The 26,459-nt window shown below is 54.5% G+C and carries 23 protein-coding genes; 14 read left to right on the top strand and 9 right to left on the bottom strand.

Translation table 11 applies throughout. The features are described from left to right. Window positions 1-123: 123 nt before the first annotated feature. From KNP75_RS02860 to KNP75_RS02880, 5 genes are all read right to left on the bottom strand, one after another. Window positions 124-882 (bottom strand): ABC transporter permease, encoded by a 759-nt coding sequence (locus KNP75_RS02860; RefSeq protein ID WP_215189796.1) that lies wholly within the window; start codon window positions 880-882, stop codon window positions 124-126. After that, window positions 882-1,730 (bottom strand): ABC transporter ATP-binding protein, encoded by an 849-nt coding sequence (locus KNP75_RS02865; RefSeq protein WP_215189797.1) that lies wholly within the window; start codon window positions 1,728-1,730, stop codon window positions 882-884. Before KNP75_RS02865 ends, KNP75_RS02860 begins: the two co-directional genes overlap by 1 nt. Further along, window positions 1,727-1,930, bottom strand: coding sequence for a PLD nuclease N-terminal domain-containing protein (locus KNP75_RS02870; RefSeq protein ID WP_082665716.1), 204 nt, complete (start codon window positions 1,928-1,930; stop codon window positions 1,727-1,729). The genes KNP75_RS02865 and KNP75_RS02870 overlap by 4 nt, the downstream gene beginning before the upstream one ends. 108 nt (window positions 1,931-2,038) lie before the next feature. Beyond that, entirely contained in the window at window positions 2,039-2,452 is a 414-nt protein-coding gene (locus KNP75_RS02875) for a universal stress protein (RefSeq protein WP_034778808.1), read from the bottom strand. A gap of 109 nt (window positions 2,453-2,561) precedes the next feature. Next, window positions 2,562-4,043, bottom strand: a complete 1,482-nt coding sequence (locus KNP75_RS02880) for a SulP family inorganic anion transporter (RefSeq protein ID WP_215189798.1) — start codon at window positions 4,041-4,043, stop codon at window positions 2,562-2,564. Between the two features lie 224 nt (window positions 4,044-4,267). Here KNP75_RS02880 and KNP75_RS02885 point away from each other — a divergent pair, with 224 nt between their 5' ends. The 7 genes from KNP75_RS02885 to KNP75_RS02915 all read left to right on the top strand — a co-directional run bounded on the left by KNP75_RS02885 (window position 4,268) and on the right by KNP75_RS02915 (window position 10,627). Next, window positions 4,268-4,585, top strand: coding sequence for an ArsR/SmtB family transcription factor (locus tag KNP75_RS02885; RefSeq protein ID WP_052090154.1), 318 nt, complete (start codon window positions 4,268-4,270; stop codon window positions 4,583-4,585). Window positions 4,586-4,598: 13 nt separating this feature from the next. After that, window positions 4,599-4,958, top strand: coding sequence for an arsenite efflux transporter metallochaperone ArsD (arsD, locus tag KNP75_RS02890; RefSeq protein WP_215189799.1), 360 nt, complete (start codon window positions 4,599-4,601; stop codon window positions 4,956-4,958). 14 nt (window positions 4,959-4,972) lie between these two features. Then, entirely contained in the window at window positions 4,973-6,730 is a 1,758-nt protein-coding gene (gene arsA / locus KNP75_RS02895; RefSeq protein WP_215189800.1) for an arsenical pump-driving ATPase, read from the top strand. Next, the gene (locus tag KNP75_RS02900) at window positions 6,727-7,005 is read left to right on the top strand and encodes a Fe-S cluster assembly protein HesB (protein WP_058764334.1); all 279 of its coding nucleotides are present in this window, start codon (window positions 6,727-6,729) and stop codon (window positions 7,003-7,005) included. The genes arsA and KNP75_RS02900 overlap by 4 nt, the downstream gene beginning before the upstream one ends. A 30-nt stretch (window positions 7,006-7,035) precedes the next feature. Continuing rightward, a complete protein-coding gene (locus KNP75_RS02905) occupies window positions 7,036-8,322 on the top strand; it encodes an arsenic transporter (protein ID WP_215189801.1) in 1,287 nt (428 codons plus the stop codon). A gap of 12 nt (window positions 8,323-8,334) precedes the next feature. Beyond that, entirely contained in the window at window positions 8,335-9,993 is a 1,659-nt protein-coding gene (locus KNP75_RS02910; RefSeq protein WP_215189802.1) for an FAD-dependent oxidoreductase, read from the top strand. A 64-nt stretch (window positions 9,994-10,057) separates the two neighbouring features. Next, window positions 10,058-10,627: a hypothetical protein gene (locus KNP75_RS02915; RefSeq protein ID WP_215189803.1), complete on the top strand. Its 570-nt coding sequence runs from the start codon at window positions 10,058-10,060 to the stop codon at window positions 10,625-10,627. 27 nt (window positions 10,628-10,654) lie between these two features. On the opposite strand, the gene KNP75_RS02920 is transcribed toward KNP75_RS02915, so the two are convergent. After that, window positions 10,655-11,785 (bottom strand): GGDEF domain-containing protein, encoded by a 1,131-nt coding sequence (locus KNP75_RS02920; protein WP_215189804.1) that lies wholly within the window; start codon window positions 11,783-11,785, stop codon window positions 10,655-10,657. Between the two features lie 214 nt (window positions 11,786-11,999). On the opposite strand from KNP75_RS02920, the gene pulA reads away from it, so the two are divergent. The 7 genes from pulA (at window position 12,000) to KNP75_RS02955 (ending at window position 21,938) form a co-directional block, all read left to right on the top strand. Then, entirely contained in the window at window positions 12,000-14,921 is a 2,922-nt protein-coding gene (gene pulA / locus KNP75_RS02925; RefSeq protein ID WP_251128180.1) for a type I pullulanase, read from the top strand. 196 nt (window positions 14,922-15,117) lie between these two features. Then, window positions 15,118-17,970, top strand: coding sequence for an EAL domain-containing protein (locus KNP75_RS02930; protein ID WP_215189805.1), 2,853 nt, complete (start codon window positions 15,118-15,120; stop codon window positions 17,968-17,970). 104 nt (window positions 17,971-18,074) lie between these two features. Beyond that, window positions 18,075-19,148: a nitric oxide synthase oxygenase gene (locus KNP75_RS02935; RefSeq protein ID WP_214823672.1), complete on the top strand. Its 1,074-nt coding sequence runs from the start codon at window positions 18,075-18,077 to the stop codon at window positions 19,146-19,148. Between the two features lie 18 nt (window positions 19,149-19,166). After that, window positions 19,167-19,583, top strand: coding sequence for an RDD family protein (locus tag KNP75_RS02940; RefSeq protein WP_233004560.1), 417 nt, complete (start codon window positions 19,167-19,169; stop codon window positions 19,581-19,583). A gap of 133 nt (window positions 19,584-19,716) precedes the next feature. Then, window positions 19,717-20,568 carry a DegV family protein gene (locus KNP75_RS02945; protein WP_214796894.1) on the top strand — a complete coding sequence of 284 codons (852 nt, stop codon included), beginning with the start codon at window positions 19,717-19,719 and terminating at the stop codon, window positions 20,566-20,568. Between the two features lie 20 nt (window positions 20,569-20,588). Beyond that, window positions 20,589-20,912 carry a thioredoxin family protein gene (locus KNP75_RS02950; RefSeq protein ID WP_214710921.1) on the top strand — a complete coding sequence of 108 codons (324 nt, stop codon included), beginning with the start codon at window positions 20,589-20,591 and terminating at the stop codon, window positions 20,910-20,912. A gap of 108 nt (window positions 20,913-21,020) precedes the next feature. Beyond that, window positions 21,021-21,938, top strand: a complete 918-nt coding sequence (locus tag KNP75_RS02955; RefSeq protein ID WP_215189806.1) for a DUF5996 family protein — start codon at window positions 21,021-21,023, stop codon at window positions 21,936-21,938. Window positions 21,939-21,946: 8 nt separating this feature from the next. Here the strand turns inward: KNP75_RS02955 and KNP75_RS02960 are convergent, their stop codons facing one another. The 3 genes from KNP75_RS02960 to KNP75_RS02970 form a co-directional block, all read right to left on the bottom strand. Further along, the gene (locus KNP75_RS02960) at window positions 21,947-23,221 is read right to left on the bottom strand and encodes an RNA-binding domain-containing protein (protein ID WP_215189807.1); all 1,275 of its coding nucleotides are present in this window, start codon (window positions 23,219-23,221) and stop codon (window positions 21,947-21,949) included. A gap of 96 nt (window positions 23,222-23,317) precedes the next feature. Further along, a complete protein-coding gene (locus KNP75_RS02965; protein WP_034778786.1) occupies window positions 23,318-24,046 on the bottom strand; it encodes a DUF4261 domain-containing protein in 729 nt (242 codons plus the stop codon). Between the two features lie 86 nt (window positions 24,047-24,132). Next, complete coding sequence (locus KNP75_RS02970; RefSeq protein ID WP_215189808.1) at window positions 24,133-26,454, bottom strand: ABC transporter permease; 2,322 nt, start codon at window positions 26,452-26,454, stop codon at window positions 24,133-24,135. Between the last annotated feature and the right edge of the window lie 5 nt (window positions 26,455-26,459).

Consider the following 26,459-nt stretch of genomic DNA (forward strand, 5'->3'; position numbering starts at 1 on the left):
ACCATTTTGTATTTTTAATTCAATGATATGTAACATAAATAGGAAATTATATTTCTTAATTTGATTCATTGTACCTAAAAAGCCATCGGAATTTTCCGATGGCTTTCACATGATGCTTGCAACTCAAGACGAACGGCTGATGAACAACAACCGTCTCGAGGCGATGAACAACGTGGCGGCGATCAACAAGATGCCGCTGACAATCGGCCAAACGAGTAAGTTCTCGCCCATGAGCACTTCGGCCGATAACGAGCCGAGCCGCCATGGCATCCAATCCCATTCGAGCCAACCGAGGAGGAGCGACATGATGAAGTGGAGAGCGAGCGTGATGACGAGGGCGACGAGTCCGCTCTCGAGCAACGACGCAAGCATGAAGAAAATCGACAGCTGGACGACGAAATGGAGCATGAGCAGTCCGGTCGCGAGCAAAAAATCGGTGACATCGAACGAATCGAACAAGACGATCGTGTAGTAGGCGGCACTCAGTTGGGCAAGTCCGATCGCGATCACGGCGAGTAGCGAATAATGTCCCCATTTGCTGAGGACGATCCGCGTGGCTGGGATTTTCAGTGATTTGAGCCAGGCGAGCGTGCCGAGCGACCGTTCGTGGCTGAACGTATGCATGGCGGACAAGAGGACGACGAGCAGTCCGATTTGCCGCAACTGTTCGCTCGCCGACATGAGTACTTCTTCCGGTGACGGGGTCGGGATCTCGATGACCGCACCGTCCGGCAAATTGCCGCCTGAGGCCAAGATGTCCGGGAGGAAGTAGAGCGTGAGCGGCTGCATCGCCGCAAGCAGCATCAAGGCGATCGGTACCCAAATCACCCGCTTATTGCGCCATGACTCTTTCCACTCTTGTTTGAAGATGGCCAGTTTCATCAGGCGTTCACCTCCAAGAAGAGTGACTCGAGCGATGGGTGTCCGACGTGGAGCGATTGGAGCCGGAGACCACGTTCGAGGAGCAGTTGGAGCAACGCCCGTTCCGTCACGTCTTTCGCATCCGTCTCCAGTTCCCACGTCGTCCCGGAGCGGGTGACGTGACTGACACCGGGGAGCGTCCGCCATTCCTCTTCCGTCAAGACGTCGTTGAACAGACGGACTTGGATCGAGGACTTCGAACCGAGCAAATCGGTCACGGTCCCTTCCATGAGCAGGCGCCCTTGCCGGAGCAGGAGCACCCAGTCGCTCGCTTCCTCGGCGTCGGGGAGCACGTGCGTCGAATAGAGAATCATCCGCTCCCGCTTCAAGTCGCTTAAGAGGTCGAGCACTTCCCGGCGGCCGCGCGGGTCGAGCGCCGACACGGGCTCATCGAGCAGTAACAACTCCGGGTCATGTACCAGTGCCTGAGCGATGCCGAGCCGTTGCCGCATGCCACCGGACAAGTGCGCTGCTGGCCGATCGACGGGCTCGAGTCCGACCCGTTTCAGCAGATGGACCGGATCGACACCCGTTACCCCGGTCAATTCGGCCGCATAACGGATCGTCTCGACCGGGGTGAGCGATGGATAGAGCGCTGGCCGCTGCGGCAAATAACCGATACGAATGGCGTCGTGGCCGACGATTTGACCCGACGTCGGTGTCGTCACGCGGGCAATCATGTTGAGCAATGTCGTCTTTCCGGCCCCGTTCTCACCGAGGAGCGACGTGCAACCCGGTCGGAGCGAGAAGCTGACGTCGTCGAGCGCGGTGAACGTGCCGAATCGTTTCGTCAGTTGGGTGACGTTCATCGCTTCGTCCGTCCCCATAGGAAGTAGACGATTGGCCCGAGGATGTTGATGAACAGGATGACGAGAAGCCACACCCATTTCGGTCCGTTCGTCTCTTGTCGCTTCAGTAAATCAATCAAGGCGACGACGAGCAAGATGAGTTGTAGGATGAGGAGCGGCAATAAAATGAGCAATAAATTTGAGTCATTGGCAATATCCAAGTATGTTCCTCCTTCATAAATTGAGTTCACTATCCCATTCCACACCTAGTACTTATTTCCTGTATGGAACAGAAAAAAAGCCCTTTCTCGGCTGAGAAAGGGTGACCATCATTTGACGATGATGACCGGGGCGAGAGCGCGTTTGGCAAGCTTATGGCTGACGCTGCCAAGCACGAACTCTTGGAACGTGTTCAGTCCGCGTGAACCGACGACGACGTACTCGTACGGCTGATGGTTCGCGTATTTGACGAGCTCGACGTCCGGTTCGCCGCGAAGTTCGATATATTCATATTCGAGCCCGGCTGCAACGATTTGATCGAAGAGCGGTTGTAACATCAATTTTCGCTTCGCTTCGAGATCGAGTTTTCCGGTCGAGTTGAGCGCGGCTTCTTTCGATTCTTTGGCGCTGACGACATGGACGATGTCGATCGATGCGTCTGATGCTTTGGCAAGCTGGATCGCTTTCTCAAGCGCCCGCTTCGAGTGGGCAGACCCGTCTGCCGCTAAAAATACCTTTCCCATTGAAACGTCCTCCTCTTTCACACAATCTATTTTTAGTATATGCGATTTTATAGAGCCATGGATAAAAAAATGGGAGTGAACGCGAATGTCCACTCCCGTAGAGACCAAATCAATGGCCAGCGTTTGCTTCTTGTTGTTTCAAGTGAAGCGCGAGCGTATTGAGCAGTTTCTCTGAATCTTTGTTCAAGTTCAATAGTTCCGGCTCGATCCCGACTTCGCGATACTTGAAGAAGACTTTATCGATGGCACCGATGGCCGAGTCGTCCCAAAGATGGGTGTTCGAGAAGTCGATCGTGACGTGTTTGACACCGGCTTCGGCGTCTTCGGTCACATCGAACTGATTGACGAACTCAGACGTCGAGGCGAAGAAGAGCTGACCGTTCACGATGTAACGGGCACGATCGGCGTCTACACTGCGATCGAGTTCGACTTTCGAGATTTTTGCGGCGAAGAGAATCGCTGCCGTCAAAATCCCAGCGAATACACCGAGTGACAAATCGTGGGTGACGACCGTGACGAGCACCGTCACGAGCATGACGACCGTATCCGATTTTTGAGCGGTACGCATCGCTTTGAGCGAGCCCCAGTCAAACGTCGCATACGAGACGAAGAACATGACACCGACGAGAGCGCCGACCGGGATGAGCATCAATACATCGCTCATCGTCATGATCATGATGAATAACGCGAGTCCGGCGACGAACGTCGACAGACGGCCGCGAGCACCAGACGATACGTTGATGACCGATTGGCCAATCATCGCACAACCTGGCATCCCGCCGAAGAAACCAGCGATGATGTTGGCGATCCCTTGACCGCGCGACTCACGATTTTTGTTCGAGTCCGTACCTGTCATGTCATCGACGATTTGTGCCGTCAACAGCGATTCAATCAATCCGACGAAGGCGAGGGAGATCGAGTAAGGAAGGATGATCATCAACGTGTCAAACGTCAACGGGACGTTCGGGAATAAAAATTCCGGTAGCGTTGCTGAGATCGTTCCCATATCACCGATGTTTTTCGTATCGAGACCGAGCGTGATGGCGAGCACCGTCATGACGACGATGGCGACGAGCGGGGCCGGGATCATTTTCGTGATACGTGGGAATAAGAAGATGATGGCGAGTGAACCGGTGACGAGCGCCCAGATGATCCAGCTCTCGCCTTCAAAGTTCGACAATTGCGCTTGGAAAATCAAAATCGCGAGCGCATTGACGAAGCCCACCATGACGGCGCGCGGGATGAATTTCATCAATCGGGCGATGCCGAAATAGCCGAGCGCGATTTGGAACACTCCGGCCAACATCCCGGCTGCAAGCAAGTACTCGAGTCCGTGGTCCGCGACGAGCGAGACGATGACGAGGGCCATCGCACCGGTCGCGGCCGAAATCATGGCCGGACGACCGCCCGCGATCGAGATGACCATGGCGATGATGAATGAGGCATACAGTCCGACCATCGGGTTGACTCCCGCGATGAGTGAGAACGCGATCGCCTCAGGGATGAGTGCGAGCGCGACGACGAAGCCAGCTAGGACGTCAGCCCGGACGTTGCCGAGCCAATCTTGTTTAATCGTATTCAATTTTTCCAAAAGAACACACCTCTCTATATATTTTTGACTTTGATCTCCGAGTCTCACGAAGATCAAACGCCGCATTATATGAAAGAAGTCGTTCGACCGACACATGGTTTCACAACGTGTTTCATCATACCGAACTTTTTCTGAAATGACAATTGCCTCGAATGAAAAACTATGGTAATTTCATAACGTAAAGGTTATATAACGGATTTGTTATACAGAGAAGGAGAATGACGATGCATACGGTAGATGATTTAAGTAAAGTGCTCAAAGTGCTCGCCGACCCGACCCGCTTGACGATGCTCAAGCAAATGCAGGCAGGAGAGCAGTGCGCCTGCAGTTTTGTCGACTGTTTCGACATCTCGCAGCCGGCCATCAGCCGTCATTTGAAGATGATGCGCCAAGCGGGGCTATTGTTAGAACGCCGCGACAAGCAGTGGATTCACTATCGGTTGAATGAGACGAGCCCGTTCTATGCGATCGTCGTCGAGTTGCTCGACAACATCGAGACGGTCGATGCGAGTTGTGACTGTGACGCTGAGTGTGCGATTTGAGGAGGAGTCAACGATGAAACTTGAAGTGTTCGAACCAGCCATGTGCTGCCCAACCGGATTGTGTGGTCCGTCGATCGATCCCGAACTGACGCGGATCGCGACCATCCATTACGTATTGAAACAACGCGGCTTTGATGTGGCCCGCTATAACCTTGCCTCCGAGCCGAACCGGTTCGTCGAGAACGCCCACGTCCAAGCTGAAATCGCGAACGGGCTCGAGACGCTTCCACTCACCGTCGTCGACGGTGAAATCGTCAAACGAGGTGCCTATATGACGAACGAGGAGATCGCCCGATTGACAGAACTCCCGGTCGAGGCGTTCGCCACGCAAGACGGCGAGAAACCGAAAGTGCGCATCACGCTCAAAAAATAAGGAGGCGCGTCATTATGAATCGCTTTGACTACACGACAATCGAGCCGACCCGTTACGTATTTTTGACCGGGAAAGGCGGTGTCGGCAAAACGTCGACGGCGTCGAGTCTCGCCTTGACGCTCGCTGACCGTGGAAAACGTGTCTTGCTCGTCTCGACCGACCCGGCGAGCAACCTTCAAGACGTGTTCGAGATGGAACTTGACGAGACACCGCGCCTCGTCCCGGATACAGGTCTCGCCATCGCGAACTTCGACCCGGAAGAGGCGGCGCAACAATACATGGAACGCATGGTCGGACCATATCGCGGTGTGTTGCCGGACGTAGCCATCCAGTCGATGGAAGAGCAACTGTCCGGCGCTTGTACGGTCGAGATCGCGGCGTTCGACCAGTTCACCGAGCTATTGACGTCCGAATCGGCACGTGAGACGTACGATCACGTCATCTTTGACACGGCGCCGACCGGTCACACGTTACGGTTGTTGACGTTGCCGAGCGCGTGGGATGAATTTTTAGAGACGAACACGACTGGTGCGTCTTGCCTCGGTCCGCTCGCTGGTTTGGCTGACAAGCAACTGCAGTATAAACGGGCCGTCGAGACGCTCACCGATGGCGAGGAAACGACGCTGTTGCTCGTCGCCCGTCCCGAGACGTCGACGCTCGTCGAGGCGGCGCGAGCCGCGACCGAACTTCACGCGATCGGGATCGAACAGATGCAACTCGTCATCAACGGCATCGTCGCAGTCAAAGAAGGGACGGACCGCTATACGAAACGGTTCATCGAGCGTCAACAACAAGCGCTCCACGAACTGCCGAAAGGCATCGCCGACCTCGAGACGTTCACGTTGCCATATGCGTACGAGAATCTCGTCGGTGTCCCGGCGCTCCGACGCTGGGTGAACAGGGAGACGGTCGCCGTCCCGAATACACGTTATGACACGAGTCGTTACGGATCCATCGATCGTCTCGTCGACGAAATCGAGATGGACGGACCGAACGTCATCATGACGATGGGGAAAGGCGGGGTCGGCAAGACGACGCTCGCCTCGCTCGTCGCCGTCGCGCTCAGTGAGCGCGGGCACGCCGTCCATTTGACGACGACGGACCCGGCCGCGCATGTCGCCTTTACGATCGGGTTGGACGTCCCGGATACGTTCACCGTCGATGCGATCGACCCTAAAATTGAGATTGAGAAGTACCGGATGGATGTGTTCCGGGAAGCGGGGGAAATGAACGACGAGCAGCGCATGATGCTCGAAGAGGACTTGCGTTCGCCGTGCACCGAAGAGATCGCCGTCTTCCGCGCCTTCGCCGATCAAGTGGCGAAAGCGAAAGACCGCTTCGTCGTCATCGATACGGCGCCGACGGGTCACACGCTTCTCCTCTTGGATGCGACCGAGAGCTATCACCGCGAACTCGAACGGTCGACCGGGGTCGTCCCGGAAGCGGTCCGCGAGCTGTTGCCGAAACTGCGCGACCCGAAACAGACACACGTCGTCATCACGACGTTGCCTGAAGCGACACCAGTGTATGAAGCCGAGCGGCTCGTCGCTGACTTAGAACGGGCTGAGATTCAACCGTTCGCCCGGGTCGTCAACCAATCGTTCACACCGCTCGACGTGACGAGCAAGTTGCTGACGGCGAAAGTCGCGAGCGAGGCGCCTTGGCTCGAGCGTGTGAGCGCCTATCCGCGCCCGACGTTACTCGCCTGGCAAGAACAACTGCCGGTCGGTTACCCGGCACTGTCACAACTACTCAAGGAGGAAGTTACATGAACATCACGAATGAAGCGATTGACTTTATGAAAGCGGCACTGGCTGAGGAAGCGACGAAATCGGTCCGCATCTGTACCGAAGCTGGGTGCTGTGGCCCGACGCTCGGTCTCGTCGTCGCGGCTCCGGAAACGACGGATGACGTGAAAGACTTCGACGGCCTCACGTTCGCCGTCGCGAAAGATGCCGAAGCGATGGCGGAGAACGTCACGCTCGACGTCGAGTCGACAGAAGACGGCGTCAGCCTCGTGCTGCGCGGCTTACAACAGACTTGCTAAACAAATAGAGGTATATTGGAGGAACTCATTGTGCAGTGGATTGCTAGTATTATCTTTTTGGTGACGCTCTTCCTCATCATCAAGCAACCGAAAGGCCTCGGCATCGGTTACTCGGCGATGGGGATGGCGGTCATCGCCTTACTCACCGGGGTCGTCAATTTGGACGACGTCGGTACTGTCTGGGGCATCATTTGGAACGCGACGTTCACATTTATCGCCATCATCATCATCTCGCTCATCTTGGACGAGATCGGTTTTTTTGAATGGGCTGCCTTACATATGGCCCGCATCGCCAAAGGCGGCGGCGTCAAGCTGTTCGTCTATATCACGTTGCTCGGTGCGCTCGTCGCGGCGTTGTTCGCCAATGACGGAGCGGCGCTCATCTTGACACCAATCGTGCTCGCGATGGTGCGGGCGCTCAAACTACCGGATGCGGTCGTGTTGGCATATGTCATGGCGTCCGGGTTCATCGCCGATACGGCGAGTCTGCCGTTCGTCGTCTCGAACCTTGTCAACATCGTCTCGGCCGACTTCTTCGGCATCGGTTTCGCCGAATATGCGGCGCGGATGGTGTTCGTCAACGTATTCGCCGTGGCCGGAAGTTTGCTCGTCTTGTATTTGTATTTCAAAAAGGACATTCCGAAGCAATACGATTTATCGAAACTCGTCGAGCCGGCCTCGGTCATCAAAGACCATAAAATGTTCCGTTTGTCGTGGGTCGTGCTCGCACTTCTCGTCATCGGATACTTCACGAGTGACATCATCGGCATCCCGGTCTCGCTCGTCGCAGGCGTCATCTCGTTGTTCTTCCTCATCATGGCGAACCGTTCACCGGCCGTGCCGACCCGGTCCGTCCTACGCGGGGCGCCATGGGCGATTGTCTTCTTCTCGCTCGGGATGTATATCGTCGTCTACGGTCTGCAAAACGCGGGACTGACGCAAGTGCTCGCCAACTTTATCGACTGGTTCGCCGTGAACGCCTTCAGCGCCACGTTCGGGATGGGCTTCTTGGCCGCCATCTTGTCATCGGTCATGAACAATATGCCGACCGTCATGATTGACGCGCTCGCCATCGATTTGACGAATACGACCGGTCAGATTCGAGAAGCGCTCATCTATGCGAATGTCATCGGTTCCGACCTCGGTCCGAAGATCACACCGATCGGGTCGCTCGCGACGTTGTTATGGCTCCATGTGCTCCGTACGAAAGGGCTTAAAATCGGTTGGGGTCAATACTTTAAAGTCGGCATCATCTTGACGATCCCGACGCTCGCCATCACGTTGCTCGGACTATATATCAGCCTACTACTTTATTAAGGAGTGTTTTTTATGAAATTGGTCATCATCGGTTCAGTCGCCGCCGGTACGTCGGTCGCGGCAAAAGCACGTCGTAACAATGAAGACGCACAGATTACGATTTACGATCGCGATTACGATATCTCGTACTCAGGTTGCGGCATCCCGTATTACGTCGGCGGCGAAGTCGAGTCACGCGACGATTTGACGCCTCGTGACGCGGCGTTCTTCAAGAAGCGCTATCAACTTGACGTCATGACACGACATAACGTGACGGCGATCGATGCCGACGCACAGACGATCACGGTCGAGAACCTCGAGACAGGCGAATCGTTCACGGACAGCTATGACCGCCTTGTCCTCGCAACAGGCGCCTCGAGCATCATCCCGCCGATCCCGGGTGTCGACTCGGACAACGTGTTCCCGATTCGCAACATCCAGAACGCGGAAGCGACGCGCAACTTTGTCGACGCAACGAATCCGAAGCACGCGACGATCATCGGCGCCGGCTTCATCGGCCTCGAGATGGCCGAGCAGCTCAAATTGCGCGGCATCGATGTGACGATCATCGAGCGTTTCCCACAAGTGATGCCGCCGCTCGACAAAGACATGGCGTGCCGGGTCGAAGATCACCTCGAGAAGAACGGCATCGAGCTCATGCTCGGTGAGACGGTGACGGAACTCATCGGTGACGGTCACGTCGAACGCGTCGTCACAGAGAGCGGCAAGACGATCGACACCGACCTCGTCATCCTGTCGGTCGGCGTCCGTCCGAACACAGAACTCGCCAAGTCGATCGGGGTGACGATCGGGGAGACGGGTGCGATCGCCATCAACGAGCGCATGGAGACGAACGTGAAGAACGTCTATGCGGCCGGCGACGTCGCCGAAAGCTTCTCGCTCGTCACGGGTAAACCGATTTGGCGTCCGCTCGGTTCGACGGCGAACAAGATGGGGCGCGCTCTCGGTGACCTCATCACGGGCGGCGACCTCGAACACCGAGGCATCCTCGGGACGGGCATCTTCAAAGTGTTCGGCCAAGCGGTCGCGCAGACCGGTCTATCGGAACGTGAGGCACGCGAACTCGGATACGACATCGAAGTGCTCCATAACACGAAACCGGATAAGCCGGCCTATATGGGCGGGAAAGACATGACGATTAAAGCGATCGGTGACCGGGCGACACGCCAATTGCTCGGCGTTCAAATCGTCGGGTTCGAAGGTGTCGACAAACGCATCGACGTGTTCGTCACGGCGATTACGTTCAAGGCGAAAGTCGATGATTTGTTCCATCTCGATCTCGCTTATGCGCCACCGTTCTCGACGACGAAAGACCCGGTCATGTACACGGGCATGGTGCTCGCGAACAGTATGGATCAATCGGCGCGACTCATCACGCCGGCCGAGCTGCAGAAGCGGATCGATGCGGGTGAAGACATGCAGATTATCGATACGCGTAAAGCTTCGCAGTTCGAAAAAGCATGTGTCGACTGTGCGGTCAACATCCCGCTCGGTAACTTGCGTGATGCCGCCAAGGACATGGAAAAAGACAAGCCGACCGTCGTCTATTGCAACGGCGGGGTGACGGGGAACGCGGCTCAAAACGTGCTCCGCAACCTCGGTTTCACCGACGTTTACAACTTGTCAGGTGGGAACAAGAACTATCAACTGTTTAAAAAATACGGGAACTAACACAGACGGCGTCCGAATCACTCGGGCGTCGTTTTTTGGTATGCTGAATCATGAGGTGAATCAGATGAACTATAAGCTGTTACATGAGAAGTTCGAACGGAGAAAGCAGTGGCTCGTCTTTGAGAAGGAGGAGGTCGTCCGGAGAGTGATGATCCGTTACAAGGCACGCGTCATCCCAAAAGCAGACATCATGGACTTGGTGAACGATGATCAGTTGTCGTATGACCATATCTTTTGTTGCTTAACGATTGATGACCCGCGTATGATTGATAAAATCTTTACGGAAAAGGAAAAAAAGGACCATCGCTGGGAACGAGACGATAACGCACGACGTGGGATGGTGTACAAACATAAAGACGAGGCGCATCGACGATACAATCAGTTGATCCTCGACGAGATGGAAGGACGCCGACTCGACATCATATTCGAAAGCAAGGACGGAAAGTTCGTGACAGGCTTTTTGACGAGAGATATGTCGACCCAAGTCGCCTCTTATATTTATGCGCATACAGGAGCGGCAAAGTTCACGGGGCTGATTCCGCGCGCGTTGTGGCCGCCGGATGTGACCGATGAAGAGTTCAAGCTGAGCTATCGTTGGTACTTAGAGGCGTTAGAAGAATGGAAGAAACTATAATGAACCCCTGATGCCGCGCATCAGGGGTTAGTTCGCTTTCTTTTCGTTCCACTTGCCGAGCCGGTTGCGTCCGCTCCGTTTGGCGACATATAAGCCGACGTCGGCTTTTTTAATCAGTTGGCTCGACGTGGCGATTTTGGACTCTGATGTGCTGGCGATGCCGATGGAGACGGTGACGTCAATCAACGATCCGTCTGGCAATAAGAACGGCGTTTCGGCGATTTGCCGCAAATAGCGTTTGCCGATGACGAACCCTTGCGACAACGTGCAGTCGGCCAATAAAACCGAGAATTCTTCGCCGCCGTTGCGGCAGACCATGTCATCGGTCCGGGCGGTTTTCGTCAACCGGTTGCCTAATTCGATCAAGATGGCATCACCGGCATCATGGCCGTACGTATCGTTAATCGATTTGAAATGATCGATGTCGAGGAAGAGCAAGGCGACGTCTTGCGTTCCATTGAACACTTCTTCGTCGACGCGCTTCATCTCTTCCTCGAAGCGGCGGCGATTCCCAAGTCCGGTCAACGCGTCGGTGAAGGCCGCTTCTTTATATTTCGAGATGAGCCGTTCCGAGCGTTGGATTTTATGGATGCCCCCGTAGACGATATGGAGAAGGAATCCGGCCGAGTACCCGATGGTGATGAAGGCGAGGAGCGTCATCACATACGTTTCGATTTGATTATAATTGCTGACGTTTAACAATGAGAACAACGAGATGAATCCTAGGCTGATCGCATTGACGATTCGGATGTCCCGCGCCGGCTTGATTCGTTCACGGAACCATAGGAAAGCGACAGCGACCGATGCGGCGAGCGTGTAGTCGAGAAACGTGATCAACAAAAGCGTCTCGGTCAAGATGAACGGCAAAACGAGAATGCTCGCGACATACGTGATGCGTACACCCGGCAGGCCGAAGTAGAGCGCCGACATGATGATGGGGACAAACCCGTATTGAAAGTCGGCTTGCGCGTTCCACAACACGCCGTGGAGGGTGATCACAATCGACAGCCCGGCGAGTAAGAAGGAGATGGTGACTTGACGCCGGAGCGGGAGCTTCGTCGTCACGCCCAGCTTCGTGAGGCGCGAGATGATATAGAGGCCGACCAGCAACAGACTGGCGTTGGCGATCAAGTTGTTAATGAGGTTCGTAAGTGACATATTTTTAAAATTCCTCCCCTAACTTCTATATACAGTCCAATCGACCAATAATGCAATCGTTTTTCAAATGGAAAATAGAGGGGGTTTCCCAACCGATGGCGCAAAGTGGAAGGTGTTAGGTGTTTGTCTAGAAAAACATTGAATTCCGAAAAGGAAACGTTTACAATTTTTGTGTAAGCGTTTTCCTAAATTAATGCTACAAGGAGGGACCCACATGGTCAACAAGCGATGGAAACAGGTATGGGCAGTTGTGCTAACGTTTGCACTAGTGTTCTCAATGTTTCCGATGTCATCGTCCGCTCTCGATAAAGGCAAATCGACGCTCGTCGTCGTTCACTATCAAGAGGCCCCGGACAATCAAACGGATTGGAACTTATGGCTTTGGGCGAATAACCCAGATTATTTCCCGAATAAAGCCTTCGCCTTCAACGGCGAGGACGACTTCGGAAAGGTGGCGGCCTACGAATTCCCGGTCGATTCACCAGAAAAGCTCGGTCTCATCGTCCGTACGGACAACTGGGAGAAGGATAAAGGGTCTGAGAACGACCGCTTCATCACGAGCGATATGATCAAAGACGGCGTTGCCGAAGTGTGGATCAAGTCAGGCGACTCGAAGATCTATACGTCGAACCCGGACGGGGAGACGGCAGCAACGGACGTGGATATGAAAGTTCATTACTTCCGTTACGACAATACATATACCGACTGGGGTCTTTGGACATGGCCAGACGGTGGCGACGGGCAAAGCATCAACTTCGATGAGACGGACGCATACGGTGGCGTGGCGAACGTGAAGTTCGCGAACCCGGACGTGAAGAAACTCATCGGGCTCGTCACGAAAAAAGGGGAATGGGCCGAAAAAGATGGGGAAGATCGGTTCGCGCTCAGCACAGCGAAAGAGATTTGGCTCGTCGAAGGCGATTCGACGATCTACTACTCAGAACCAGAGATCGATCGCTCACCGAAAATCGTCTCATTCGAAGCGGACACGTTCCGTCAAGCGGAGCTCACGCTCAACCGCGTCATCGATGAGACGTTCTTGAGCGAATTGACGGTCGAAGGTGCGACGGTCGAGTCGGTTGAGAAATCAGGCGACAAATCGGTCACGGTCCGCTTCAGTGCCGATATCGACTTGGCGGCGGTCATCACGGCGAAACATCCGACGTTCGGAGATAAAGTGCTCCAAGCGGGCGACGTCCTCCGTTCACCGGAGTTCGATGCGAAGTACGCCTATGACGGCAAGCTCGGCGTGACGTACAAGCACTCAAAATCACAGTTCGTCCTGTGGGCCCCGACGGCTCAAGACGTCAAGCTCGAACTATGGAACATGCCGAAAACGCGTCCTGCTTCAGATAAAGACTTGAAGAAGACGATTTCGATGAAGCGTGGCGAGCGCGGCACGTGGGTCGCTGAAGTACGCGGCGACTTGGATGGCATTGGCTACACGTACAACGTCAAGCACGCGTCAGGCAGCGTCCGCGCGGTCGACCCGTACGCGACGGCGGTCGGTGTGAACGGGGACCAAGGGGTCGTCGTCGACTTGAACGAAACGAAGCCGAAACGTTGGAACTCGATGAAACCGAAATTGGCGAAACGGACAGATGCCATCATCTATGAGACGCATGTCCGCGACTTGTCAATCTTTGACGTCACGTCAGACAAGTATGACTCAGGCATCACGAACAAAGGCAAATATCTCGGCGTCGTCGAGCCAGGGACACGTCTCCTCGTCAACGGCAAGAAGACAGCGACGAAGACAGGCCTCGACCATATGAAAGACCTCGGCGTCACGCACGTCCAGTTCATTCCGGTATACGACTACAACACGGCCTCGGTCGATGAGACGAAACCGGATGCATCGTACAACTGGGGGTATGACCCGAAAAACTATAACGCACCGGAAGGCTCATACTCGACGAACCCGTATGACGCCAAAGTCCGGATTCGCGAGATGAAACAAATGATCCAAGGCCTCCATGACAACAACTTACGCGCCGTCATGGACGTCGTCTATAACCACATGTTCGATGCGCAGGCGTCGAACTTGCACAAGATCGTCCCAGGATACTACTATCGTTACACTGAAGGCGGCGACTTCGCGAACGGAACGGGCGTCGGCAACGACACCGCGTCGGAACGCAAGATGATGCAGAAGCTCATCGTCGACTCGGTCGTCTATTGGGCAAAAGAATACCATTGGGACGGGTTCCGTTTCGACCTCATGGGCATCCATGACGTCAAGACGATGAACCAAGTCCGTTCGGCGTTGAACAAAGTGGATCCTTCCATCCTCGTCTTCGGCGAAGGGTGGGACCTCAGCACGCCACTCGACCCGGCGAAGAAAGCGAACCAGAAGAACGCATACAAGATGCCAGGCGTCGCACACTTCAACGACAACATCCGCGACGGCTTGAAAGGCAGTGTCTTCGTCGACACGGACAACGGCTTCATCAATGGTAAAGCCGGCCTTGAGAACCGCATCAAGACGGGAATCGTCGGCGAAATCGACTACAGCGCCGACATCAAAGGCTTCACGAAAGAACCGACGCAAGCGATCACATACGTCGAAGCGCACGACAACCACACGCTCTGGGACAAGCTCGAACTCACGAACCCAGAAACGTCGGAAGCGGACCGCACGAAGATGCACCGTCTCGCGTCGAACATTCTCTTGACGAGCCAAGGAACGACGTTCATCCATGCCGGTCAAGAGTTCATGCGCACGAAAGAAGGCGACCACAACTCGTACAAATCACCGGATCGCATCAACCAAATGGACTGGAAACGGGCCGCTGACCGTAAGGCGGACGTCCAGTACATGAAAGGCTTGATCGAGATGCGTAAAGACAACCCAGGTCTTCGCATGACGAAAGCGGTGGACGTGAAGAAAAACTTGAAATTCTACAAAGCCGAAGCGAACGTCATCAGCTACTCGATCGATGACAAAGCACCTGGCCAGAAAAAAGACTTGTTCATCACGCACAACGCCAACGCCAAGACGGTCAAAGTGAAATTGCCGAGCGGGCAATGGAACCTCATCGTCGATGGGAAACAAGCGGGCACGAAGACGATTAAACGCGTCTCGGGCTCGGTCGATGTACCGGCTTATGGCTCGGTCGTCGTGAAACAACGCTAAAACGGGAGACCACGGCTCAATCGAGTCCGTGGTCTTTTTTAGCGCTTAAAATAATGACATTAATTTGAAAATATGTACAAAAGAGAGATTGTTCCCCTTATTTTCAAAAACAGAAGCGTATCCGTCTGGCCTCATCTTATATAATCAAGGTAATACGATATTCATGTGACGAACGTCACACCGGGGAGTGGTAGAAATGGGCTTCTTCCGACAATGGAAGCATGCATTGGAATCAAACGTTGAACAATTGGAACGTGGGGAACGGATCAATATCGACCCGTTGCTGCTCGATCAGTATCCGGACGCCGTCTACGTCCTAGACTGTGACTTGAGACTCGTCGACTCAAATGAAAAACTGTCGCTTCTGTTCAACGGGGAAGAAGAGCGGTTCGTCCATCCGGCCTCGTGGCTGCCGAAGGCCGAAAGTGAACGGGTCCAAGTATTCCATCAGCGATCGCTCCAAGGTGAGACGGTGCATTACGAACTGCAAGCGCGGAACGCGGACGGACGCTCGATTCATCTGTCGATCACGAACACCCCCCTCTATACGGGACGGGTCATCACGGGTCTTTACGGGGTCGTCAAAGATTTGACGACGCAGACGGAGTTGCGGGAACGCTACAATCGGATGAAAGTGAGTCGCTCACTGTTCGAGCGAATCCCTGGGCTCATTTTGATTGAGCTCGACCTCGAGACCGGGACGTTCTATCATTCCCCGCAGACTGGGAACCTGCTCGGTTTGACGAAGCGACAGCTCGCCGACATGAAGCGGGAGGACTTCCGAAACCTGATTCATGAGGACGACCGGGGCGCGTTCGCGGCGGCGATCGAGACGTTGCTTCACGATCACTCGCAATTCGAATATGAGACACAACTGCGCGCCTTCAACCCGAAGATGAAACAGTATTTGGAATTGATTGTGAAGGTCGGTGTCTCGAAAGACCGAAAAGCCGTCACCTGGGCGATGTTCGACGTGACGAACCTGGTCACAGCCGAAGAAGAACTGACGAAGGAACGATCGAAAGTGAGGCAGTTGTGTGAAATCGTCGACTCGGTCATTTTTGAGCGCTATTTCGAATCGAAGCAATTCAAGTTTTTGACGCCGGGCTTCTCGCTCATCTTTGGTTATACGGAAGATCAATTCAATGCCCATCCGGATTATTGGCAAAAAGTCGTCGTCCCGGACGACGTCCCGAAAATCAAGCAGGCGCGGGAAGTGACGCTGAGCGGCAAACCGTCGACGTTCTCGTACCGGATTTTCGCCAAAGGGAACGTCAAATGGATTGAAGAGAATCGGGAACCCATTTTTTCTGAAGGCGGCCATGTCGTCGGATTCCGGACGCTCGTCAAAGACATCACGCAGTTGAAAGAGCAGCAAGAAGAGATTTGGCGTCTCGCCTCGCTCGACCCGATCACGAACATGCCGAATCGCGAATCGATCACCGAATCGGTGTATCATTTGACCCGGAAGCGCAATCCGTTCACGTTGTTCTCGCTGTCGTTCAACCGGATCGCGGAGATCAACCATACGTTCGGTTACGAACTTGGCGACGAGTGGCGTGTCGCGACGGTGAATCAATTGATTCGTCTCTTGCCGAAAGACGCGCTCCTTGGACATCTCGATGCGGATAACGTGCTCATCGTGTTGCCACGGCGCTTGGAAGACCCGGAAGTGCTCGCGCTCGGCAAGAAGCTAGGCACACTCTCGACCCACCGTTTCCGCGTCGATGTGTACGACTTGTTCGCCCGTATCTCGATCGGGGTGAGCCGATATCCGGAGGATGGCACACAGGCGAGCGAATTGATTAAGCACGCCTGTATCGCCATGAACCGGGCCGATAAGAAGATCGGGGCCCAACTGGAACTGTACTCGTCACAAATGGACATCGAATCGTTGAAGCGGTATGAACTGCTTCGGGATATGCGCGGTGCCCTTCAAAACAAAGAATTTTATTTGATGTATCAGCCGAAAGTGAACGCATGGACGGGGCAAATCGTCGGGGCCGAGGCGCTCATGCGGTGGACGCATCCGACGTGGGGCTCGATCTCGCCGGCCGAGTTCATCCCGCTCGCCGAGGAGAGCAGCCTGCACCTCGAACTGACGAACTGGTTGATTGAAGAAGTGTGCCGGTATTTGATGACGCTTCCGAAGAAAGTGCCGATCTCGATCAACGTATCGGCCAAATACTTGTACCAAGAACATTTCGAACATGTGCTCGAAGACACGCTCTCCCGTTATCACATCCCGGCAAGCTATCTCGAGGTCGAGATCTCGGAGACGTCGCTATTAGAAGACGCCCAACAGATCACACAAGCGTTCGAACGATTGAACGACCTCGGCATCCCGATCGCCTTCGACGATTTCGGGAAAGGGTACTCGTCGCTTGCCTATTTGCAGGCGTATAGCGCTCAGACGATTAAAATCGACCGGGTGTTCGCCCATAACGTCAACCAAAGCCGAAAGGCCCAAGGCATCATTCGGAGCCTGCTCCTCATCGCCGAGGAGTTTGGGATGAACGTCGTCGTCGAAGGCGTCGAGATGATGGACGACTTGCTCCGCCTCCGCGAGTTCGGCTGCCACGTCATCCAAGGATTCATTTTCAGCCGTCCGCTCAAAGAGTCGGAGTTCGAACAGGCGCTCGAGGCGGGCACGCTGACCCCGATCGAGGAATACGTCGAGACGATCCCGTCCTCGAGTCGCTTGATCCACGCCGGTATTACGATCACACGCCTGCGCGACCAAGACGTCGCGGTCGGCACGTCACCGATCGTCATCATGCGGCGCGGCTTCAAGACGATCGCCTTTTACGCGTCGATCCGCCTGCCAGTCGACAGTGACCTGAGCCTCGTCATCTTGCTAGATGATGGGATGGCACCGCTACCGATTCAAGTGACGCGGCTGACCGAGCTCGCCAACGGGCTTTACCAATATGAGGCGTCGTATGAACAGACGGTCGAACTCGAGAAGCGATTGACCGCTTTAGAGAGCGAAAAACCGCGAGGATTCACGATTCAAAAAGCGAAAGACTTGATCGATCAGACAGACTGAAGGCGAGCCAACACCGGCTCGCTTTTTCTGTACGCTAAAACTAGAAACCCGTAGCGATTTTCTCTAAGATGAGGGGGACAGACTACATAGAGGAGATCGACAACATGGACATGCAGGCAATCCGACACTTTTTCTCACAACTAGAAGGCGATTATACAGATCGGCTCGAGGCGATCGCCGTCGAGCTGGAGCAGACCGGGACGTACACGCTCACGACAGACGAGTTGATGGAAGGTGCGAAACTCGCCTGGCGCAACTCGAACCGATGCATCGGCCGGCTGTTTTGGCAGACGCTCACTGTCCGGGACGCCCGGGGCGTGACGACGTTCGACGAGGTGTTTGAGGCGCTCGTCGGCCATCTGCGCTACGCGACGAACGACGGGAAAATCCGTTCGACGATGACCGTGCTCCCGAACGAGTTCCGTTTGCTGAACGCGCAACTCATCCGCTATGCGGCATATGAGACGGAAGATGGGATCGTTGGTGACCCGCTCTCGCTGTCCATCACGAGGCAAGCCGAACGGCTCGGCTGGGTCGGGGCCGGGACCGCGTTTGACGTCCTGCCGCTTCTCATCACCGACGGACGTGAGGTCCAGCTCTATGAACTGCCGGACGATGCGGTGCTCGAAGTCGAGATTCGGCACGAGGCATACGACTTATTCGACGGACGAACGGTCAAATGGCACGCCGTCCCGGCCATCGCCGATATGGAGCTCGAAATCGGCGGCTTGCGCTTCACGTCGGTCCCGTTCAACGGCTGGTATATGGAAACCGAGATTGGGGCGCGCAACTTGGCCGATACGGACCGCTATGATTTATTGCCCCTCGTCGGTACGTCGCTCGGGCTCGATACATCGAAAGAGCGGACGCTTTGGCGCGACCGGGCCCTCGTCGAGTTGAACGTCGCCGTCCTACAGTCGTTCGAGCGGGCCGGGGTGACGATCGTCGATCACCATACGGCGGCGAAGCAGTTCAAACGGTTCGAGAAGAACGAACAGGACGCAGGTCGTGAGGTGACCGGGCAATGGGGATGGCTCATCCCGCCCATGTCACCGGCCGCGACGCACGTGTTCCATCGTCACTACAATGACGAAATTGTGACGCCGAACTTGTTCGCCCGCTCGGGTTGTCCGTTTTCTGCGTTTCAAGCGAAGTCAAAAGAGGAATCAAAAGGCTAGACCCGAAACGAGAGGATGATGAACGTGGCAGTCCCAATTTGGAAACGCGCCGTTGCCAGTCAAATCGATCAATTCATTTTTCAAACGCCGGCGAAACTCGTCGAGAAGATGATTCGGAAGAAGCTGTTTCCCGGAAAAGATGTGAAACGGTATTACTTGCCGACGCTCGTGACGATCGCCGGAGAAGTGTATTTCTTGCTCAACAAAAATGGGCAAACGATCGGCGACCAAGTCGTCGGCATCAAAGTCGTGAGCCAAGACGGACGCCCGCTCTCGCTCGAGCAAGTCGTGAAGCGGACGCTTTATAAAGACGTTGTCTATCCAGCGACGCTTGGGCTGCCGCTCTTGAAGGCGCTCCAACAGATCAAGGCAGGAAAAGAGACGGAGTTGCCGCATGACGAGTTTGCCCATACGAAGTTGATTTCGACACGATGAGTCGAAGCCGAAGACAGTGCGACGATGAGTCTCGCTGTCTTTTTTCGGCCAAATCAGTCAAAAAGGAACGAATCCGAAAAATGAGGTATAATGAATTAGGAAAAAATTGAACGACCAATGGAGGATTTTTGTTATGACCAAAATCGCATGGATTACCGACAGCATGGCCAATTTCTCGAAGGAAGAGGCGGCCCGGCTCGGTGTCGATATCGTTCCGATTCAATTGATCGTCGACGGTAGCGGCTATAGCGAAGTCGATTTGTCACTCGAAGACTTGCACCGCTATATGATCGACCAAAAGAAAGAGGCGAAGACATCACAGCCGATTTTTGGCGACTTCATCGCGCGCTATGAGCGCTTGAAAGAGGAAGGATACGACTGTGCCATCGCCGTCCACTGTTCGAACGGGTTGAGCTCGACGGTGAAAAACTCGAGCGCAGCAGCCGAAGCAGCCGGCTTCAAAGTATACACGGTCGACTCGCACGCGGCGCTTGAAGCGCAGCAAGAACTCGTCCGACTCGGACTCGCCGCCGAGGCCGAAGGCAAATCAGCCGAAGAAATCGTCGCTTTGCTCGAAGCGTGGCGCGACAAGAAGAACTTCTTCATGATCATCGGCAACATGGAAACGATGCGCCGCGGCGGTCGCGTCTCGTCTGGTGAGATGTTCCTTGCCAACATCTTGAACATCAAACCGATCATCACGCTCGATGAGACCGGAAAAGTCATCCCGTTCAAAAAAGCACGGTCGCTCAAAAAAGCGTACGCTGAGATGGTAACCGAGCTTGAACGCCGCCACGCCGCGAACGGGATTCACAACAACCGTGTCTTCGTCCAGACGGCACTCGCGCCGGAAATGCAAGACAATCTCGTCGCGCTCATCCAGGCGAAATTGCCAGATATTGAAGTCGTTAAGACGCGCTTCTGCCCATCGATCGCGGTCCACGCCGGCTTTGAGACGGTCGGGGTGCTTTGGCTCGACGCGTAATCAAAAAAGGAGGGAGTTCGATGGAAGCTGTCACCACACTTTCTGCACTACACGACCGGATCGCGAATACAGACCAATTGCTCGTCTACGTCTCGCATCCGACCTGTAGCGTCTGCCACTCGCTCAAACCGCAAGTCGAGGAGATGTTGACGGAGTTCCCCGATATCGAGGCGGTCGCCATCGATTCGGATCAGGTGCCGGAGATTGCCGGAGCCTACTCGATTTTCACCGTCCCGGTCGTCCTGTTTTTCCTCGACGGCAGAGAGACGCTCCGCCGGGCCCGGTTCGTCCCGATCGGCGAGCTGACCCATCAACTCGAGCGTCTCCAAGAGATGCGCGGTTGAATCCACAGACACACGTCTGTGGATTTTTTTTTGGTTGTTTGCGTCGAGGACAGGGAATCAGGAGAGTAGCTGCGTCACTTGTTCGAATGAAGAAATGAGGAAACGCTGATGGAAAGCATACGCCACTCCGAATGGGCGGACACGAAGCTCACGCTCCATCTCGTGTCGCAAATTTTAGGCAAAATAAAACTCGGTCTCGCCCCGCAAGAGCCGCAATGGGCCCACGTCACGTTACCGCTCACCGTGAATGGATTTTCGACGGGACCGCTCTGGAGCGGGGAGACGTTGTTCGACATCGACGTCGATGTCGCGACCTCGGTCATCACGGTGCAGGTCGAAACCGAAACGACCGCCATCCCGTTGACGGACGGGAAGCCGATCAAATCATACTACGACGCGATGGTCGACGCACTCCATGCATCCGGCATCACCGTCACCATCAACCCGAAATCGCAAGAGATGCGCGACATCTGGTGGCTCGACCGCGATGAGACCCCACTCGCCTATGACACATCGACGGCCCTGAAAGGGGTGCGCCTGTTCCAGTACGCGGCGCGGGAACAAGCGGCGTTTCTCGCCCCGCTCCGATGCCGGAAAGTGAAGCCGGCCTTGTTTTGGGGCACGTTCGACGTGTCATCGCTCATCGTCTACGGAAAATTCGAGCCGTTCCCCGAGGACAAGGTGATCGAAAAGGCGGCGTTCGACGAGCACATGATCGAGTTCGGCTTTTGGCTCGGCGACGAGTCCGTCGACGTGCCGACGTTCTTCATCTTGCCGTATCCGTTTCAATACACCGACCTCGGCTCGGAGCGGCTTCAACCAGCGGACGCCTACTACGACGCCAAGATGAGCGAATGTTTTTTGTCGATTGAGAACGTGAGTCGGGCAGATGACATCCAAGCCTTCTTCCGGACGTCGTTCGACCTGTTGAGTGATCGACTCGGGTGGGAAGGGCGCGCACATTATTTCTTGCCGCTCGATATGCCGGCGCAACCAAAACAAGAGCCCACAGACGAAAGTCTGTGAGCTCTTGTTTAGTTTAACGTACGGTAGCGCGTCGTTCGACCGTTTCCGACACGGGTCACTTTTCGTTCGGCTATCAACTGTTCGATCAGTTTTCGGACAGTCCCTTTGCTTTTATTCAAATAGGCTTCGAGTTCTCTTGTCGTAAATTCGGACTGTTGACTAAGCCATTGTTCGAGTTCGTTTTCGTCAGAGTCTGGTGTCGTTAGCTGTTGTTTAGGCAACGTCACGACAAAGGCGTTCGGACTCGTAGTCCAGAATGGTCGTTCGAGACTTTCTTTGTAGCTTTCTTTGATTCGTTGTAACCCGGTACCATAACTTTCAATCCATTTCAGACGATACAATACATTGGCTAGTTTTGGATTACGGCTCTGAGAAATACCTAAATTGATATCCTCGATCGTTAAGCCCTTCACGAGTCCGCCCACCGAGACGATTTCGATTCGGTTTTGGAATAAATGAATCAAGATGCTACCGCTAAAACTATAATCGCGATGTGTAACGGCATTTACAAGAGCTTCTCGCAAAGCAGGACTAGGATAACTTTCGGTCTCGAGCCGTTTTAGACCGACGAAGCGTGCTGACGTGGCATTGTTCAGACTAAGGTATTCATAGACGGATTCGACTTGCGCGAGAATGGAGCCACTAAATTCTTTACGATCTTGAAATTCAAGCTTGTCGTTCCCTAAATAGCGGGCGCATTTGATTGAGTGTTCGCATTGGTCAGAAAGAAGGAGCCCTAAATTTGTGTAATAGCCATCATCTGTCATCAGGCCAAGTGTACGTTGTTGCTCGACACCAAATTTGATGTTCGTTTGAGCAAAAAAGTGAGAAGCTTCCTCGAAAGTCAGTTCCTGTTTCAAACTACGCATCGTTTCAAAGTTCGTCCCATCTGATTCGATAATCATTTGGCGGATGTTTTCTTCAGAGGCATTTGTGACAGACGTACCGTACCGAATGAAAACACCCGACGATTTCATGCCTTTTCTCTTCAAATGATAAGGGCGTCTCGTTCCGCGGGCTACAGCTATCTTTATGACCTCTTTTTTGTCGAGCTCAACCACTTCTAAATATAAATGGACTAGAATAGCTGGTTGAATGTTGTCATGTAGCTTGTTTGATACTGCTTCGAGTTGTTGATGTGCGTTAGGGACACCGAGGACGGTACCATCATCTTCTATACCGATATAAAGAACACCACCTTGCGTGTAGGCGAACGCAATCACTTCGTGAACGACAGCGTCTGTAAGTTCTCGCTTGAACTCAACCGTAGGCGACTCTTTCATATGATTCACCTCTAATCTATTATTTGTATAGATTAATTATAATCGATTAATCAAAAAAAGATCGATTTGGACGGGAGTCCGAATCGATCGCCATGTTCAACCTTCAGTTGTCTGTGGCACGAGGTAAATCAAGCCGAACGGGTTATGGAGCAAGTTGTCGATGGACGTCCGCTCGTCTTCACCCATTTCGACCGTGAACGTTTTGCCGTCCTCGAACGTGAAGCTGTCCCCGTCCCCGAACATCGATCCACCCGAGATGAGGTGGAAGTTGAACGAATGGACGACGTGAATCGCGTCTTCAATTTCGAGCGTGGCCGGTACGGCGACGTCGGCGTGACCGAACGCTTTCATGCCCCACGAGACGTAGGCGTCTTCTTCTTCTGTGATGGCTGTGAGAAGCGAGTAGTCGAGGGCGAGGTCTTCTTCTTTCGACTCTTGCCATTCGTCTTTCGAGTAGGCGACCCCAGCCGTCTCGACCATGACGCCGAGTCCGCCGGCGTTCAAGATGGCATTGGCCGCACGGCGGGCCGCCGCGATGTCCGTCACGTCATTGACGTCGACGATCAAATAGACGATATGCGTGTGGCGGGTAAGCCCTTTCGCGATTTTCGGCGTGAAACCGCCCGAGCTGGCATGAATCATCGCTTCGGCGAGAGCCGGGTCGCGCTCGACGACTTCGACCGTGAACGCTTTTCCGGTCTCATCTTCTAACAGCAGTAGGCCAGCCATCGTGTAGCCTTCGCTATGTAAACTGATTTGTTCGCTGACTGCCTCGGCCGATGACCAGTTTCCTGGGATGGCGAGCAATACTTGTGTACGGTTCATAAGAATCATCCTCTTCTTCAAATAGTCAGGCCCCTCACAGGGAGAGGCCTGGTCTCTTCTCTTATTATGCCCTATTTGGCGAAAAATTATTCTTGATACGTCTTCAATACTTCTTGGAGCGGAATCTGATCGATCTTGCGACGGCTGATGAACGTGCTTGCGAAGAAGAGGAGCGTCACCGCACCGAGTGTATAAAGCAGATAAATCCACTCGAACTCGAGCGGCAAGACGAGTCCATAATCTTCCGCGAACACGACGATGATGACCCGCAAGATGACGAGGGCGATCGGGATGCTGAGCAGGGCCGAGATGAGCGCGTAGATGAAGTAGCTATTGAGAATCATCGAGCGGACCTCGCGCCGGTCGTAGCCCATCACTTTCAAGAGCGAGATGACGTAATAATTTTTCTCGACCGTGAGTGCGGTCAAGACGAACAGGATGCTGAAGGCGATCAAGGCCGATCCGCCGATCATGACGTTCATCATCAAGTTCATGTACTCATTGATCGATTGGGACTGCTCAATCAGACCGCTTCGTGAGATGACCGTCGGATAGTCCGTCTCGTCCGGCCGTTCGGTCGCATAAATCCCGTTGAACAAATCACGTGTCGTCCCGTTCGATAATTGTTCGCTGAGCGTTGCCCGAGGCAGGTAGACGACATCGCCCGCATATTCGTCGGCGATACCTCCGATCGGGTACGACAACGTCTCGTTGTCGAGTTCGATGTCAAGCGTGTCCCCGGTCTCGAGGCCGAGCTTCAAGGCGAGTGAGGCGTTGACGATGATCTCATCCGCTTTCGGTACCAGTTCGTTCCCGTCTTCGTCTTCGAGAGGGTAGAGTGTGTTCGTCGCATCGAGCCCTTTCAACGTGACAAGGTTGTCTTGAGCGAAGGCGAACGGGTAGGTGAGGAACGGCTCTTGTCCATCTTCGAGCACGGGTTGCGTCGTCGTGTACGCCTCATATTCATAGTCGGCCTCGTTCAACTCGCCGACCGTCATCCGGTCGACCGCCCCGTTCATCATGAGGGCGAAGACGATGAGGAGCGTCGAGAACAGGATACCGAAAAAGAAGATGATGAAGCTGCCTGTGCTTTTGACGGCGTATAAATATTTGAATTTCGTCTTGCCGCGGGCGTTCCGGAGCAGACGGCTGACGATGCGGCTCAGTCGATTGAGTGAGGCGTTGTCTCGAGGCGACAGCAAAGCGAGAGCGCTCTCGCCCATGATTTTGTAGATGACGGCTCCCGCCACGAGCGCGAAGAACAGGAGCGGGGCGAAGACGGCCGTGAGAAACACGAGCGGACTTTGGGCGATGGTGATGGACGGCAACAGATAAAAGTCGAGATACAGATTTTTGAGCGGCTCGGCGAAGTAGAGCCCGAGGAAATAGCCGATGACGAGCATGAGCGTCGCGAACAACAAGATGAAGACTAGGTACGGGACCGCGATTTGGCGGCGGTTGTAGCCAATCGCTTTCAAGAGCCCGATTTGTCCGCGCTCGGCCTCGAGCATGTTCGAAATCAGGATGGCGACGATGATGACGGCAATCGAGACGATGAACAGGCTCAAGCCGAGCGCCATCGCTTTACCAGATGAGATCTCGCTATAGATGGCGCCGCTGCGCATGATGTTTTCCGTCTCCATGACCGAGATGACGAACGGGAGTTCGACGTCGGTCACGACCGTCCCGTCAGTGACACCGGCAAGGCGGAACGATTCGGTTCCAATCACCTCGTCGTAGGCCGCGTCCGTCATCAAAAGGAGCGTCTGCGTGCCGGGATCCAAATTAAAGAAGTTCTCATCAAATAGCGGGAGCGTGTAGTCCGGGAACAAGACGAATCCGCTCACCGTGAAAGGGGTACCGAGGTCGAGCGAATCACCGATTTCAATCCCGTTCTTCTCGGCGTATTTCGCATTGATGGCGACCTCATCGTTTTGCTCAGGCCGCTTGCCAGCCTCGAGATAAGACACGTTGATCGTGTCCGCTTCTTTCAAGACGAGTCCGCGGTGTTCGCTCGAGCCGAATGGGTAGGTCAATAGCTTCGAGGCGCGGAGCTCAAGCGTCGCGCCGTCCATCTCGCCCTCGACGGCGTCGATGCGTGCCGCGATCAAGTCATCGAACGCCGCCTCGTCGACACGTTGCAAGTCCGAGAGCGTGTAGCGGCCGGAGGCGATGAAGTCCGCCAACTCAGGCAGGGCCGCCTCTTCTTCCGTGACCCGGTTCAGCATCTCGACGGCAAAATCCTCTTGATTCGATGAGGCGAGATACTCCTCGGTCGGCACTTCGATGCCGCTTATGCCATAAAACATCATCGTATACGTGAGCGAGCTCATGACGATGATGACGGCGATGGCAAGGAGCTGCATCCATTTGCCGGCGAGCGTCTTCCATACGTTTTTATACAGCATCTGTC

Origin of the sequence: Exiguobacterium sp. s6, from assembly GCF_018618155.1 — a bacterium.
Classification (GTDB): Bacteria; Bacillota; Bacilli; order Exiguobacteriales; family Exiguobacteriaceae; genus Exiguobacterium; species Exiguobacterium mexicanum_A.